General features: G+C 69.9%; 14 protein-coding genes. 3 read left to right on the top strand and 11 right to left on the bottom strand.

The genetic code is table 11. From position 1 onward, the window contains the following. The 4 genes from ACFYRY_RS28630 to ACFYRY_RS28645 form a co-directional block, all read right to left on the bottom strand. The coding region (locus ACFYRY_RS28630; RefSeq protein ID WP_389152943.1) for a helix-turn-helix domain-containing protein at window positions 1-91 on the bottom strand (91 nt) is incomplete at its 3' end. A 367-nt stretch (window positions 92-458) separates the two neighbouring features. Next, window positions 459-2,039 carry a PQQ-binding-like beta-propeller repeat protein gene (locus ACFYRY_RS28635; protein ID WP_389151677.1) on the bottom strand — a complete coding sequence of 527 codons (1,581 nt, stop codon included), beginning with the start codon at window positions 2,037-2,039 and terminating at the stop codon, window positions 459-461. A gap of 41 nt (window positions 2,040-2,080) precedes the next feature. After that, on the bottom strand, window positions 2,081-2,734 hold the full coding sequence (locus ACFYRY_RS28640; RefSeq protein WP_389151681.1) for a class I SAM-dependent methyltransferase: 654 nt from the start codon (window positions 2,732-2,734) through the stop codon (window positions 2,081-2,083). Window positions 2,735-2,887: 153 nt separating this feature from the next. Further along, window positions 2,888-3,790 (bottom strand): D-alanyl-D-alanine carboxypeptidase family protein, encoded by a 903-nt coding sequence (locus tag ACFYRY_RS28645; RefSeq protein WP_389152945.1) that lies wholly within the window; start codon window positions 3,788-3,790, stop codon window positions 2,888-2,890. Between the two features lie 246 nt (window positions 3,791-4,036). On the opposite strand from ACFYRY_RS28645, the gene ACFYRY_RS28650 reads away from it, so the two are divergent. Next, window positions 4,037-4,687: a GntR family transcriptional regulator gene (locus ACFYRY_RS28650; RefSeq protein ID WP_389151684.1), complete on the top strand. Its 651-nt coding sequence runs from the start codon at window positions 4,037-4,039 to the stop codon at window positions 4,685-4,687. Then, window positions 4,684-5,994, top strand: coding sequence for a nitrate/nitrite transporter (locus tag ACFYRY_RS28655; RefSeq protein ID WP_389151687.1), 1,311 nt, complete (start codon window positions 4,684-4,686; stop codon window positions 5,992-5,994). Before ACFYRY_RS28650 ends, ACFYRY_RS28655 begins: the two co-directional genes overlap by 4 nt. Window positions 5,995-6,122: 128 nt before the next feature. Here the strand turns inward: ACFYRY_RS28655 and ACFYRY_RS28660 are convergent, their stop codons facing one another. Further along, complete coding sequence (locus ACFYRY_RS28660) at window positions 6,123-6,947, bottom strand: maleylpyruvate isomerase family mycothiol-dependent enzyme (protein WP_389151690.1); 825 nt, start codon at window positions 6,945-6,947, stop codon at window positions 6,123-6,125. Between the two features lie 181 nt (window positions 6,948-7,128). Here ACFYRY_RS28660 and ACFYRY_RS28665 point away from each other — a divergent pair, with 181 nt between their 5' ends. After that, entirely contained in the window at window positions 7,129-7,902 is a 774-nt protein-coding gene (locus ACFYRY_RS28665) for a carbon-nitrogen family hydrolase (RefSeq protein WP_389151693.1), read from the top strand. A 26-nt stretch (window positions 7,903-7,928) separates the two neighbouring features. Here ACFYRY_RS28665 and ACFYRY_RS28670 read toward each other — a convergent pair whose 3' ends face one another. From ACFYRY_RS28670 to ACFYRY_RS28695, 6 genes are all read right to left on the bottom strand, one after another. Further along, complete coding sequence (locus ACFYRY_RS28670; protein WP_389151696.1) at window positions 7,929-8,438, bottom strand: LURP-one-related/scramblase family protein; 510 nt, start codon at window positions 8,436-8,438, stop codon at window positions 7,929-7,931. A 186-nt stretch (window positions 8,439-8,624) separates the two neighbouring features. Further along, a complete protein-coding gene (locus ACFYRY_RS28675; protein WP_389151699.1) occupies window positions 8,625-8,789 on the bottom strand; it encodes a hypothetical protein in 165 nt (54 codons plus the stop codon). A 45-nt stretch (window positions 8,790-8,834) separates the two neighbouring features. After that, the gene (locus tag ACFYRY_RS28680; RefSeq protein ID WP_389152948.1) at window positions 8,835-9,887 is read right to left on the bottom strand and encodes a glycosyltransferase; all 1,053 of its coding nucleotides are present in this window, start codon (window positions 9,885-9,887) and stop codon (window positions 8,835-8,837) included. 422 nt (window positions 9,888-10,309) lie between these two features. After that, window positions 10,310-10,555: a DUF6458 family protein gene (locus ACFYRY_RS28685; RefSeq protein ID WP_356775742.1), complete on the bottom strand. Its 246-nt coding sequence runs from the start codon at window positions 10,553-10,555 to the stop codon at window positions 10,310-10,312. Window positions 10,556-10,654: 99 nt separating this feature from the next. Further along, a complete protein-coding gene (locus ACFYRY_RS28690; RefSeq protein WP_389151701.1) occupies window positions 10,655-11,980 on the bottom strand; it encodes a M18 family aminopeptidase in 1,326 nt (441 codons plus the stop codon). Window positions 11,981-12,253: 273 nt separating this feature from the next. Continuing rightward, a complete protein-coding gene (locus tag ACFYRY_RS28695; protein ID WP_389151704.1) occupies window positions 12,254-14,095 on the bottom strand; it encodes an acyl-CoA dehydrogenase in 1,842 nt (613 codons plus the stop codon). Window positions 14,096-14,148 lie beyond the last annotated feature (53 nt).

Consider the following 14,148-nt stretch of genomic DNA (forward strand, 5'->3'; position numbering starts at 1 on the left):
TCGCCGCTTCGTTGCAGGCGCGCAGGGTCGCCTCCAGCGCCGCCGCCTGCACGGGCGTCGGCAGCAGCCTGACCTGCACCACCAGCTTCACGATCACGAAACCTACACGCGCGTACGACCGCCCACCGTACGTTCACCACGCACCACCCGACCGAGTGAACCCGCCACCGAGTGGACGCAGCACCGGCCCCGCCGGACACGACACTCGGCCGCTTCGCGGCCAGCACGCGCGAGCGATACTGCGGCGCTCCGCGCCGCGACCACGAGGATGCGATTCCTCCCAGAGCTGAAGCCCAGGGGTTCCTCGCAAGAACCTGCTGCACCACCTCCGCCGCGGAACGTAAAGCGGAGCAAATCGAATATGCCAGCCGATGCAGGGATGTTCACGATTGCGAGGGAAAGGATCACCGAATCCGGTGCGAGACGCGACCGGCGCGTGTACGACGACCGGGACGGTTTCACCGGTTCGAGAAGGCCAGCGTCATCGGGTTGACGGCCGCTTGGTAGGCGCCGGCGTCATGCAGAAAGAGTTGGCCGTCCTCGTACAGCGCCGGGTCCTCGCCGTCCTTGCTGATCATCGAGTGCAGCATGCTGTTGACGGCCAGTTCATTGGGCATCTCCAGCAGCTTGGTGGCCTGGCTGGTGCCGGGGTCCAGGCGCAGGACGCGGGCGGGCGTCGTGGGCTCGGCCGTCTGGAGGGCGATGAGGGCCTTGCCGTCGGCGCGTAGCGGGACCCAGGTCGACTTGTCGGTGGCGTCGAAGGACCGCAGGGGCTTGCCGGTGCGCAGGTCGAAGGCGGTGATCTTGTTGCCCGTGGTGTAGCTGTGCGGGTCGGTGCCGATGTAGGCGGTGTTGCCCGCGACGACGGTGGCGGCGCAGGCGCCGGTCTCACCGCAGCCGGCGACGTAGTCGTCCCCGAGTTCGACGGTGGACTCCACCTTTCCCTGGTCGGAGACGGTCACGAGTTGCTCGGCGTCGAGGCCGTCCTCGCTCTGCACCAGGCCGAGCACGAGCGGTTCGCTGGAGACGAGCCAGGCGCCCCTGGCCTTCGGCACCTGGTAGGTCCAGGTCGCCTTTCCGGTCCGCGGGTCGTGTTCGCCGACCCGGAAACGCATGCCCGCGGAGGTCTGGCAGTACGCGAGAGTGAGCAGTTTCCGGCCGCCGAGGTGTTCCTCCTGGGCGCATCCCTGAGCCGGGGCGACCCAGAGCGGGGCGCCGCCGGATGTCGTGAACCCGGCCGATCCGCTGGGCCAGCCCGCCGCCGCGACCGAGTCGCTGATCGCGACGTTCAGGCCGAGACCGAGGCTGATGCTCTTGTCCACGATCGGCTTCTCCCACACCGTGGCGCCCTTGTTCACGTCGATCACCGCGAACCGGGAGCACAGGCTGTTGTGCGTGTCCTTCGTCGCGTGGAAGACGACGGCGACCAGCCCGCTGCCGGTGATGTCGCGGGAGGCTCCGCACAGGCCGCCGGACAGGGGGATGGTCCAGGCGCGTCTGCCGGTCGCCAGGTCGTATCCCGTGACGGCGTTCTTCTCGCCGGACGCGAAGTAGCGGGAGGTGACCCAGGCGCCGGGTGTCTGCACGTACTCGTCCTCGCCCTCCTTGGGCGCGGCCACCTGGAACAGTTCCGTGCCCTTGGTGCCGGTGGGCTTCGGGGAAGCCGAACGAGGCGTGCCCTTCGTCTTGCCGTCGGCCCGCTCGGAACCCTGGTCACCGCTCAGCAGGGCGACCGCGCCGACGCCGATCACGAGGAGGGCTGCGACCACGGACCCGAGCACGACAACGAGACGCCGCCGCTTGCCACTGGGGCCGCCGGGGCCGCCCGGGCCACCGGGTCCAGTCTGTACCGGGGCCTGAAGGGGAGGTTGCGGGTAGGGCTGCGCGTACGGATTCTGCGCGCCGTACCCCACCCCCTGCGGTATCTGCTGCCCGTACGGCCCGGGTTGGTGCGGGTACGGCTGCCCGTACGGCCCGGACTGCTGCTGTGGCTGACCGTGCGGCTCGGGCGGCACGGGCGGCACGGGCGGGTGGGACATGGAGGCTTCTCCTTCAGGTGCGGGCGTCGGTCGGAAAGGCGTCAGACGGGCTTGTGGGCCAGCAGGGTGGCGATGTGCCTCTTCACCCCGTGGGCAGGTTCCTGCACCATCCGCGCGCTGACCACCAGTCCAGTGCGGCCGAGGAGTTCGGCGAGGTGGTCCATCGGCACGAGGTGGGACTCGTACGACACCGGAAGGCCGCCGTAAGCCTGCGTGGGGCGCAGCTGTTCGCCGTCTCCCACGTAACCGGCGAGCATCAGGTGGCCGCCGGGGGCGAGGGCGCGGTGGAACTCGGCGTAGACGCGGGGCAGGAGCTCGGGTGGGGTGTGGTGGGTGGAGTAGTAGGCCAGGATGCCGCCGAGGGTGTCGTCCTCGATGTCCAGGGCGGTGAGCGAGCCGACGCTGAACGTCAGGGTGGGGTGGGCGCGCCGGGCCAGCTCCACCATCCTGGGGGACAGGTCGACGCCGAACGCCGGCACGCCCAGTTCGGCCAGGTGCGCGGTCACGAGACCGGGACCGCAGCCCAGGTCCGCCACCGGCCCGATCCCCGCCGACCGCACGGTCTCCGCGAACGCGGCCAGCAGCGCGCGGGACAACGGGTCCAGGTCCGCGGGCCGCTTGACCAGTTCCGTGTAGGCGTCGGCGACGGTGTCGTAGGACGTGCGCACCGCGGCGAGATACGAGGCCTCGGTCATCGTCCGCCTCCTGGGTGCGTACGCGGGTCGTCGAGAGGCGTGCAGAGCGGGGCGCGGGGCGGCGGGAGGATCGTCACGACCACATGGTGAAGGCCCCCCGCCGTCGGCGAGGGGCCCGTTGTCCATGTGTTACCCGTGTTACCCGCTGTGGCGTCAGGCGAGCTTGGCGAAGCCGTAGTTGAGGAGCTTCTTCGCGTCCGTCTCACGCTGGGGGGCGCTGGTGGAGGAGAGGACGGTGCCGTAGACCGTCTTGCCGTTGCGGGTGGCGGCGAAGACCAGGCAGTACCCGGCCTCGTCACCCGAACCGGTCTTCACGCCGATCGTGCCGCTGTAGTTGCTGAGCAGCGTGTTCGTGTTGTTCCAGGTGGCCATCGTGCGGGTGCTGCCCGTCTTGGTGATGGTCTTCGCCGTGTACGCCTTCGTCTTCACGACCGTGCGGAACGTGGAACTCTTCATCGCGCTGCTGGCGAGCTTCGTCAGGTCCTTCGGCGTCGAGTAGTTCGCGCCGTTGCCGATGCCGTCGAACGAGTCGAAGTGCGTGTTCGTCAGGCCGAGGCTCTTGGCGCTGGCGTTCATCTTGCCGATGAACGACTTCACGCGCGCCGCCCGCGTCGAGCCCGAGCCGAACTTGTCGGCCAGCGCGTACGCGGCGTCGCAGCCGGACGGCAGCATCAGCCCGTACAGCAGCTGACGCACGGTGACCTTGTCACCGACGATCAGACGCGCCGACGAGGCGCCCTTCGACACTATGTAGTCGCTGTAGGCCTTCTGGATGGTGACCTTGGCGTCCAGGTTCAGGTTCGACTGCGCGAGCACGACCTTGGCGGTCATGATCTTCGTCGTGGAGCCGGTGGAGCGCTTGGTGTTCGCGGCCTTGCTGTACAGCCCCGCGCCGTTCGCGTTGTTCATCACGTAGCCGCCCTTGGCGACGATCGTGGGCGCGGTGACGGCCTGCGCGGGCGCCGCGGTGAGGGCTCCGGTCGCCAGGACGGCGCCGGCGGTCACGGCGACGGCGGCGGCTCGGCGGAAGCGGACAACCTGGAAGCCGTCCTTGATGCCGATTATCAACTGAGATACCCCGATTGTCTCGAATGCCCCTGAGATGCGGCCGGTTGAGATGGTGCGAAGAAAGTGGGGCCGCAGGTGTGTGACACGTAAGTAGCACAGAAGGTTGTGCGGCCGCTGGACCGGGGTGGGGTTATTTGCCGGAAGATCCCCCGTCCGTGTGGCGAAGGCATCACTACCGTTCCGTATGCCGGACCGGCCCGCACCATGGGTACCTGTTGTATCTATGATGTCGGCATGAGCCTGGCCGTGAAGCAACCTCCCGCCGCCGACCGTGTCTACGCCCACGTCAAGCAGGGTGTCCTGGACCGTCGTTACGAAGGCGGCATCCTCCTCACCGAGGGCGAACTCGCGGAGGCCGTCGGCGTCTCCCGGACGCCGGTCCGTGAGGCGCTGCTGCGGCTCGAGGTCGAGGGACTCATCAAGCTGTATCCGAAAAAGGGGGCGCTCGTCCTGCCGGTCTCCGCCCAGGAGATCGCGGACGTGGTCGAGACCCGGCTCCTGGTCGAGGAACACGCGGCCCGCAAGGCCGTACCGGCCCCCGCCGGGCTGATCGAGCGCCTGGAGGGACTGCTGGCGAGGCAGAAGGAGCAGGCCGCCGCCGGTGATCTGGCCGCGGCCGCCGTCACCGACCGCTGCTTCCACGCCGAGATCGTCCGCAGCGGCGGCAACGAGATCCTCTCCCGGCTCTACGACCAGCTCCGCGACCGCCAGTTGCGGATGGGTGTCGCCCTCATGCACTCCAACCCCGAGCGGATCGCCAAGACCCTCGTCGAGCACGAGGAGATCCTCGAAGCGCTGCGCTCGGGCGACGCGGAGGCCGCGGTCGGCCTCGTCCGACGGCACGTCGGCTGGTTCTCGCACCTGGCCCGGGGTGAGGTCCGATGAGCTCCTCCTCGGCTGCCTCGGTCTCGCTGCCGGGCGATCCGCCGGGCGGACGCCGCGCGATGGCCGTGTGGGGCGTCGGCGTCTCCGTCTACTTCGTCGCCGTCATCTTCCGTACGTCCCTGGGGGTGGCCGGCCTCGACGCGGCCGACCGCTTCCACGTGGGCGCCTCCGCGCTGTCGACCTTCTCCATCCTCCAGCTCCTCGTCTACGCGGGCATGCAGATACCCGTCGGACTGCTGGTCGACCGGCTCGGCACGAAGAAGGTGCTGAGTCTGGGGGCCGTGCTCTTCACGGCCGGACAGCTCGGGTTCGCGTTCTCCCCGTCGTACGGGATGGCCCTCGCCTCGCGTGGGCTGCTGGGCTGCGGAGACGCGATGACCTTCATCGCCGTACTGCGTCTCGGCAGCCGCTGGTTCCCGGCCCGGCGCGGACCGATGGTCGCGCAGTTCGCCGGGCTGATCGGCATGGCGGGCAACCTGGTCTCCACCCTGGTCCTGGCCAGGCTGCTGCACGGCATCGGCTGGACGGCCGCCTTCGCGGGCAGCGCGCTCGCCGGTGCCGTCGTACTCCTGCTGGTGCTTCTGTTCCTCAAGGACCATCCGCGGGGGCACGAACCGGAGCCGTTCCCGCACCACGGCGCGGCGTACGTCCGGCGGCAGATCGCCGCGTCCTGGCGGGAGCCGGGGACCCGGCTCGGGTTGTGGGTGCACTTCACGACCCAGTTCCCGGCCATGGTGTTCCTGCTGCTGTGGGGGCTGCCGTTCCTGGTCGAGGCGCAGGGACTGTCCCGGGCGACGGCCGGCGAACTGCTGACCCTGGTCGTGCTGTCCAACATGGTCGTCGGGCTGGTGTACGGGCAGGTCGTCGCCCGGCATCACGAGGCGCGGCTGCCCCTGGCGCTGGGCACCGTGGCGGCGACGGCGCTGATGTGGGCCCTCACGCTGACGTATCCCGGTGGGCGGGCACCGATGTGGCTGCTGGTGGTGCTGTGCGCGGTGCTGGGGGCGTGCGGACCGGCGTCGATGCTCGGGTTCGACTTCGCGCGGCCGGCGAATCCGCCGGAGCGGCAGGGGACCGCGTCCGGGATCACGAACATGGGCGGCTTCGTCGCCTCGATGACGACGCTGTTCGCGATCGGGGTCCTGCTGGACGCGACCGGGGACGACTACCGCGTCGCGTTCTCCGTGGTGTTCGTCCTGCAGGCGGTGGGCGTCAGCCAGATCCTGCGGTTGCGCAAGCGGGCGGCGCGCCGGGAGCGGGAACGGTTGGTCGCGAGCCGGGTGGAGACGGTGCACGTCCCCGCCTAGTCCCCCGGGCCGGTGCGCTGGTGGGAGGTCTCGCGCGGACCGGCACCGCGGGGCGCCGCCCGCGTCCCCCGGGCCGCACCGTCCACCGGAGCCCACCCGCGCGGCGCCGACGGCCCGACCGCCCGCCGCTACGAAGTCACCGCGAAGTTCCGCAGGATCGCCCCGGTGAGGGTGGGGTCCCCCTCCGTCTTCAGGCGGTCCTTCACCTGTTCCGGGGTCACGCGCCCGCAGGCCAGACGCACGTACGTCTCCCAGTCGAGGGAGAGGGTGGCGGCGGGGCCGAGAGCGGGGGTGGATTCGAGGGTGCCGCGGCCCTGGATGTCGACGCGGATCGTGCGCAGGAACTCGATGGGGCCGTGCACGTCGAAGACGATCGCCGAGCTGCGCGGGGCGTCGGCCTTGACCGCGACGACCTCGGGGAGTTCGTCGAGCAGCACGTCACGGGCGACGTACGCGCCGGGGGAGTCGAGGTTGCCGGGGCGGCCGAGGGCGGTGCGCAGGTCCTGTTCGTGCACCCACACGTGGAACGCGTGCGCGCGCATGGACGCTTCGAGCGTGTGCTCCGTGCTGAGCGGGCCGCGCACCTTCGTGCCGGGGTCGCGTGACTCGTTGCGCAGCTGGCGGTTGCGCCGGATGATCACGTACTCCAGCTCGGAGGTCATCTCGGGCGCCGTGTGGTGGCGGCGGACGTCGACCTGCATCTCCATGTAGCGCTGGTGCTCGTTGGTGACGTGGAACAGGTCGCGGGGCAGCGAGTGGATGGGACGCGGGTCGCCGAGCATCTCGCAGTCCAGGCCGATGACGTGCGAGACCACGTCACGCACCGACCATCCGGGGCACGGGGTGCGCCGGTTCCACTCCCCCTCCACGAGGGGCTGCACCAGCTCGGATATCGCATCGATGGAGTGGGTCCAGGCGTCGGCGTAGGGCTGGAGAGTGGGATGCAGACTCACGGAACGGGACCCCTCGGCGTTCGGTACTCGGGCGGTTGTGGCGGCGGCGTTGCCTGCGGGAGGTGGCTGTCGGCGGGTGTCTTGGAACGCTAAGTTACGCTGCTAAGAGGCACCCCGGCAGTGCTTTCGTGTGACGATCGTAGGCCCGTATGGACGGCTTGAACGCCAGGACGGTGGTAGTGTGCGCGCCTCTCTGATCCAGATCGCCGTGGGCGAGGGCGAATCGGTGGAATCCCGACGACGTCGGGTGGCCGCGTCGGTCCGGGGCCAGGCCGGGGCGGACCTCGTCGTACTGCCGGAGCTGTGGACCACCGGAGCCTTCGCCTACGAGGACTTCGGGCGCGAGGCCGAGCCCCTCGAAGGACCGACGTACGAGGCGATGGCCAAGGCGGCGAGCGACGCGGGTGTGTGGCTGCACGCGGGCTCGATTCCCGAACGTGCCCCCGACGGCTCCCTCTACAACACCTCCCTCGTCTTCTCACCCTCCGGTGAGCCGGCCGCCGCCTACCGCAAGATCCACCGCTTCGGCTTCGACAAGGGCGAGGCCGTGCTGATGGGCGCGGGCCGGGACCTGGTGACGGTCCGTCTGCCGGAGACCGTCCTCGGTGTGGCCACCTGCTACGACCTCCGTTTCCCCGAACTCTTCCGCGGTCTCGTCGACGCCGGCGCCGAGACCCTGGTCATTCCGGCGGGCTGGCCGGAGCGCCGCCGGGCGCACTGGACGCTGCTGGCCCAGGCGCGGGCGGTGGAGAACCAGGCGTTCGTGCTCGCGTGTGGAACGGCCGGGACCCATGCGGGAGTTCCGCAGGCCGGTCACTCGATCGTGGTCGATCCCTGGGGCGAGGTCCTCGCGGAGGCGGGCCCGGACGAGGAGATCCTCACCGTCGACTTCGACCCCGGGAAGGTCGCGACGACCCGGGAGCAGTTCCCCGCCCTCAAGGACCGGGTTCTCTAGCTCTCCCCACGCAGGACCGCCCCGGCTCAGTCCTCGTCCCCATCTCCCTCCCGCTCCTTCTCCGCCAGGTGGATCACGCACACCGCCACCGCGATCAGCAGCGCCGGGTCCGCGTCCTCCCGTACGACGTCCAGGCCGTAGGTCTCCCGCACGTGCAGCCACCGCCGGGAGATGACGGCGAGCAGCTCACCGTCGTACTCGACGGCGAACTCGCGGTCCAGGATCTTGCCGCTGACGTCGAGTTCCGTGCTGCCGTCCGCCAGCGACACCCGGTAGTGGTTGCGCAGCAGCGACAGTCGTTTGCGCCTGATGCGGGCCAGCGGTTCGCCGTCCCGTTCGATCACCATCGTGTCCCGGAGCGCGAACATCTTCTGGTGGATGTCGATGAGGACCCGCCCCTGGGTGTCCTTCAGCTCGAAGGTGTCCCGCAGGCGCATGGCCTTGCCGTCGACGAGGAAGACCTTGTTGCCGTGGTCGTCCTCGATCCAGTAGTCGTCACCGATGCCGAGGAGCCGGTCGCGTACGAGGAATCTCATACCGTCACCGCTTCCCCGGCGGCGGGTCCGAAACGCCGCCGGTAGGCCGACGGGCTGAGCCCGGTCTCGCGCCGGAGCACGTGGACGCGACAACGGGGCCACGCGCCGGCCGACCCGGCACCGACGGCACGCCACGGCGCCCGGCTCCTCGGTGCGGAAGGCCCGGGCGCCTTTCGGGCGTCGTGGTCAGCGCCGGCGCGGGCGCGGCGCCAGCTTGTACAGGGCGAAGCCCGCGGCCACCAGCGTGGTGGCCGTGACCATCAGCGCCATGCTGTTCAGCCACATGCCGGTGGCGGCGAGGGTGGCACCGCCCGCGCCCGTGGTACCGGCGCCGATCACTCTTCCGTACATGGTCGTTCTCCTAGGAGGGTTGTGCGTTGCGGCGTGGGGGGCGGTTCAGGTGGCCACCCACTTCTCCTCGCTGCGGCGCAGCAGACCCCACAGGGAGGAGAAGTAGACGGCGTGTTGGAACAGGTCGTAGAGCATCTCCGGGATCATCAACGCCGCCACCAGGACGGCCCGGGGGCCGGCGCGGCGCACCGAGACGGTCTTCTCGACCAGGAAGATCAGGCCGATCGCGGTCCAGAACGGGGAGAAGCCGGGCCAGCCGTACAACGTGGTGTACGTGGCCATGAAGGTCAGGTAGACGAGGAAGGACAGCGCGCCGAAGCCCATCAGGAACTGCTGGACGAAGTAGCGGGCGGTGACCCGGGTCCAGCCGTAGTCGCGCAGGTTCTCCAGGGCGCCGCGCTGCCAGCGCATACGCTGGTGCCACAGCTTGCCCAGGGTGGGCATGACCTCGGTGGTGACCGCGCAGCCGGCCGGTGACATGGTGCGGTAGCCGAGGGTCTTGACGGCCTTGGTCATCTCGTCGTCCTCGGTGAGCGAGGCGAGGCTGTAGTAGCTCGTGCCGCCGCCGATCACCCCGTCGCGCCGGGCGGTGCGCACCTCGCGCAGCACCCGGGCGCGGAACATGGTCCCGGTTCCGGTGAGGACCTGGGCCTTGCCGCCGGTGCGTTCCAGTTCCCAGGCGTAGCGGTGGAACTCCATGCGTTGGAGCAGACCGAGGAGGCCGCCGCCCGGCTCGCCGTAGAAGACGCCGCCGACGGCGCCGACCTTGCGGTTGACGGTGGCGAGAGCGGTCTCGGCGAACGTGGGGTCGAGAACGGTGTCGGCGTCCTGCACCAGCAGCAGGTCCAGGTCGTCCAGGTGGGGCAGGAGCCAGGCGATGGCCTGGTTGAGAGCACCGGCCTTTTTGTGGGTGTTGCCGTGCGTGTGGAAGACCTGCGCGCTGTACGCCTCGGCGATCGCCGCGGTGTCGTCGGTGCAGTTGTCGGCGACGACCACGACGAGGTCCGGGCGCCTGGTCTGGTCCCACAGGCCCTGGATGGCGGCGGCGATGCGGTCGTGCTCGTTGTGGGCCGGTATCAGCACCGCGAGCCGCGGCACGGGGCCGGGGGCCTCGGGGGCGGCGTGGGCCCGGCGGGCGGCGTGCCGGCCGTGGCGGCGTGGGTACGGGTCGCCGGCCGGGGCGGTCGCCGCAGGGGAAGCGAGGTCGAGCACGTGGACCCCCCGAGGTGCAGTGGTAGGGCCCGGTACTGCCTCCACCTCCGGGCTTCAGAACCCAGAGTTTTCACGACACTCACACAACCACACAAGACACCCCAGGTCACGGAATGCTCAAGGTTGTCGGTTCTTACCCTGTGCATACCGTGCCGGGGGTCCTGTGCCGCTCCGGTGCTTGTGTCCGAAATGCTCGTGCCCGAAATGCTCGTGACCGAGACGCCGGCGACCGGAAGGACTTCGGCCCACAACCGCCCGTGCCCGAAATCCGGTCTCCGACCATGCGGCTGCCGCCGTCAGACGCCGTGTCAGACGCCGTAGCCGTCGCTGTATCCGTCGCGGGTGTGGTGCCGTTCCTCGACGACCGTGGTCGTGGGCGGTGCCACGACCCGCCTGCGCCGCGCGATGCTGCTGAACGTCGAGACGCCGATCAGTCCCACGATCATCAGGATGATGCCGACCAGGTCGAGGTTTACCCCCTGCATGTCCCAGTCGGTCGCGAACGTGAGGATGGCTCCCACGGCGATGAGGATGATGCATCCGCCGAGGCCCATGGCTGTTGCCTCCCTGTCCGGTCCGGTCGTTCCGGTCCATGACTGCGGGTACCCCGGTTGTCAACCCCCATGCAGCGCCGAGCCGTTCCGGAGCGGTCCCTATCCCCGCAGGAACGCCACCAGCGCGTTCGCCAGCAGATACGGGTCGTCGGCGCCGCACAACTCGCGGGCGCTGTGCATGGACAGGATGGCGACACCGATGTCGACGGTGTGGATGCCGTGCCGGGCCGCGGTGATCGGGCCGATCGTGGTGCCGCAGGGCATGGAGTTGTTGGACACGAAGGACTGGAACGGCACGCCGGCCTTCTCGCAGGCGGCGGCGAACACCGCCCGGCCCGAACCGTCCGTGGCGTAGCGGTTGTTGACGTTGACCTTGAGGATCGGACCGCCGTTGACCCGCGGGTGGTGCGTGGGGTCGTGCCGCTCCGCGTAGTTGGGGTGCACCGCGTGGCCGGTGTCGGAGGACAGGCAGACGGTGCCCGCGAAGGCCCGCGCCCGGTCCTCGTACGACCCTCCGCGCGCGAACACCGAACGCTCCAGCACACCGCCGAGCAGCGGACCGTCCGCGCCGGTGTCCGACTGCGAGCCGGTCTCCTCGTGGTCGAAGGCGGCCAGCACCGGGATGTACGGGCCGGCTCCCTGCCGCGCGGCCGCCGAGTCGTTGCCGAGGTCCCCGGCCAGCGCCGCCAGCGCGGTCACCCCGGCGTGCACCGACAGCAGGTTGTCCATACGGGGTCCGGCGACCAGGTCCTGGTCGCGGCCGAGGTAGGCCGGCGGTTCCACGGAGTGGGTCATCAGGTCCCAGCCGGTCACCTCGCCCGCGCCGAGCCCGGTCTCCTCCTCCAGGAAGGCGATCAGGTCGCCGTCGCGCACATCGCCGCCCAGGCCCCAGACGGGCTGCAGATGCCGCTGCTTGTCCAGCTTGAGGCCCTCGGCCGACACGGAACGGTCCAGGTGGATGGCGAGTTGGGGCACCCGCAGCAGCGGCCGGTCGACGTTCACCAGGCGCGTCGAACCGTCCCGCAGGGTCAGCCGGCCGGCCAGCCCCAGGTCGCGGTCGAGCCAGGTGTTCAGCAGCGGCCCGCCGTAGATCTCCACGGCCACCTGCCGCCAGCCCTGCGCCCCCATGTCCGGTCGCGGCTTGACCCGGAGGTTGGGGGAGTCGGTGTGCGCGCCGACGATCCGGAACGGGGTGTGCGCGGCGGCGCCCTCGGGGACGTACCAGGCGACGATCGCCCCGCCGCGCAGCACGTACCTGCCGCCGCTCGTCCCGTCCCAGGCGTCCGTCTCCGAGACCTGCCTGAAGCCGGCCTTCTCCAGCCGCGCGGCGGCGTTCGCCACCGCGTGGTAGGGCGACGGGCTGGCCGCGAGGAAGGACATCAGGTCATCGGTGAGTCCGCGGTCGAAGCGGGAGGGTTCGGTCATGGGTTCACCTTAACGACGGGCGAAGGCCCGCTCCCCATCGCGCGGGAGCGGGCCTTCGTAGGGGCTGTGTGGCGGTGGACGGATCCTGGAACCGGCCTAGGGGGTGTCCGCAAAGTCCCGCCTGCCCTGCGACGCCCGGCACGCCCTCTCGCCGCACCGGGCGAACACCCGAGTACGACCAGTACGCGGGCGTCCGCCCGGCACGCCGAGAGCACGCACCGGACGCCGCAGGGCCCGCCCTTCGGGCGGACGACGCGACTTTGCGGACACCCCCTAGAACGCGGCCTCGTCCAGCTCCATCAGGTCCAGCTCGACACCCTCGGCGATCTTGCGGGCCAGGGTCACGCCGGGCAGGACGTTGGCCGCGAAGAACTTCGCCGCCGCGATCTTGCCGGTGTAGAAGGCCACGTCCTTGGCGGACACGGCCTTCGTGGAGGCCGTCTCCAGCTTCTCGGCGGCGATCGCGGCGCCCTTGAGGAGCAGGTAGCCGACGACCACGTCACCGGAGGCCAGCAGCAGGCGGGTGGTGTTCAGGCCCACCTTGTAGATGTTCTTGACGTCCTGCTCGGTGGCCGCGAGGTCGGTCAGCATCAGACCGACGATCGCCTCCAGCTCCACGGCCGCCTTGGCGAGGTGCTCGCGGGCCGCGGAGAGCTCCTCGCCGCCGGTGCCCAGCGCCAGGAACTTCTTGATGTCCTCGGCGAGGGAGTTCAGGGCCGCGCCCTGGTTCCGGACGATCTTCCGGAAGAAGAAGTCCTGGCCCTGGATCGCGGTGGTGCCCTCGTACAGGGTGTCGATCTTCGCGTCGCGGATGTACTGCTCGATCGGGTACTCCTGCAGGAAGCCGGAGCCGCCGAAGGTCTGCAGCGACTGGGCGAGCAGCTCGTACGCCTTCTCGGAGCCGTAGCCCTTCACGATCGGCAGGAGGAGGTCGTTGAGGGCGTGCTCGGTGGCGGCGTCCTCGCCGTTCGTCTCCTTGACCTGGATCTCGTCCTGGACGGCGGCGGTGTACATCACCAGGGCGCGCATGCCCTCCGCGTACGCCTTCTGCGTCATCAGCGAGCGGCGCACGTCGGGGTGGTGCGTGATGGTGACCTTGGGCGCGGCCTTGTCCATGAAGTTCGCCAGGTCGGGGCCCTGGACACGCTCCTTGGCGTACTCCAGCGCGTTCAGGTAGCCCGTGGACAGCGTGGAGATCGCCTTCGTGCCGACCATCATCCGGGCGAACTCGATGATCCGGAACATCTGGCGGATGCCGTCGTGCTTGTCGCCGATCAGCCAGCCCTTGGCGGGGTGCCGGTCGCCGAAGGTCATCTCGCAGGTGTTGGAGGCCTTCAGGCCCATCTTGTGCTCGACATTGGTGGCGTAGGCGCCGTTGCGCTCGCCGAGCTCGCCGGTCTCGAAGTCGAAGAGGTACTTGGGGACCAGGAAGAGCGAGAGCCCCTTGGTGCCGGGTCCGGCACCCTCCGGCCTGGCCAGCACGTAGTGGAGGATGTTCTCCGACATGTCGTGCTCACCGGACGTGATGAACCGCTTCACGCCCTCGATGTGCCAGGAGCCGTCCTCCTGCTGGACCGCCTTGGTGCGGCCGGCGCCCACGTCGGAACCCGCGTCGGGCTCGGTGAGCACCATCGTCGAGCCCCACTGCTTGTCGACGGCGATCTGCGCGATCTTCTTCTGTACGTCGTTGCCCTCGTCGAAGAGGATGCCCGCGAAGGCGGGGCCGGAGGAGTACATCCACACGGCCGGGTTGGCGCCGAGGATCAGCTCCGCGTAGGCCCAGATCAGGGAGCGGGGTGCGGTCGTGCCGCCGATCTCCTCGGGCAGGCCGAGGCGCCAGTACTCGGAGTCCATGAAGGCCTGGTAGCTCTTCTTGAAGGACGCCGGTACGGGTGCGGTGTTGGTCTCCGGGTCGAAGACCGGCGGGTTGCGGTCGGCGTCGGTGAAGGACTCCGCCAGCTCGTTCTCCGAGAGGCGGGTCAGCTCCTCCAGGATGCTCTTCGCGGTGTCCGTGTCCATCTCCGCGAACGGGCCGGTCCCGTACAGCTTGTCGCGCCCGAGCACCTCGAAGAGGTTGAACTCGATGTCGCGGAGATTCGACTTGTAGTGCCCCATGGCGACGGCTCCGTAAGGGATCGGCGAGGCACTGACTCCTCGCAACCTAGTTC

This window comes from Streptomyces sp. NPDC005263, from assembly GCF_042872365.1.
Lineage (GTDB): Bacteria > Actinomycetota > Actinomycetes > Streptomycetales > Streptomycetaceae > Streptomyces.

Coding starts and splice junctions, on each gene's coding strand:
- ACFYRY_RS28635 (WP_389151677.1), bottom strand. CDS start 2,039: ATGTCCCACCCGCCCGTGCCGCCCGTGCCGCCCGAGCCGCACGGTCAG.
- ACFYRY_RS28640 (WP_389151681.1), bottom strand. CDS start 2,734: ATGACCGAGGCCTCGTATCTCGCCGCGGTGCGCACGTCCTACGACACC.
- ACFYRY_RS28650 (WP_389151684.1), top strand. CDS start 4,037: ATGAGCCTGGCCGTGAAGCAACCTCCCGCCGCCGACCGTGTCTACGCC.
- ACFYRY_RS28655 (WP_389151687.1), top strand. CDS start 4,684: ATGAGCTCCTCCTCGGCTGCCTCGGTCTCGCTGCCGGGCGATCCGCCG.
- ACFYRY_RS28670 (WP_389151696.1), bottom strand. CDS start 8,438: ATGAGATTCCTCGTACGCGACCGGCTCCTCGGCATCGGTGACGACTAC.
- ACFYRY_RS28675 (WP_389151699.1), bottom strand. CDS start 8,789: ATGTACGGAAGAGTGATCGGCGCCGGTACCACGGGCGCGGGCGGTGCC.
- ACFYRY_RS28685 (WP_356775742.1), bottom strand. CDS start 10,555: ATGGGCCTCGGCGGATGCATCATCCTCATCGCCGTGGGAGCCATCCTC.
- ACFYRY_RS28690 (WP_389151701.1), bottom strand. CDS start 11,980: ATGACCGAACCCTCCCGCTTCGACCGCGGACTCACCGATGACCTGATG.
- ACFYRY_RS28695 (WP_389151704.1), bottom strand. CDS start 14,095: ATGGGGCACTACAAGTCGAATCTCCGCGACATCGAGTTCAACCTCTTC.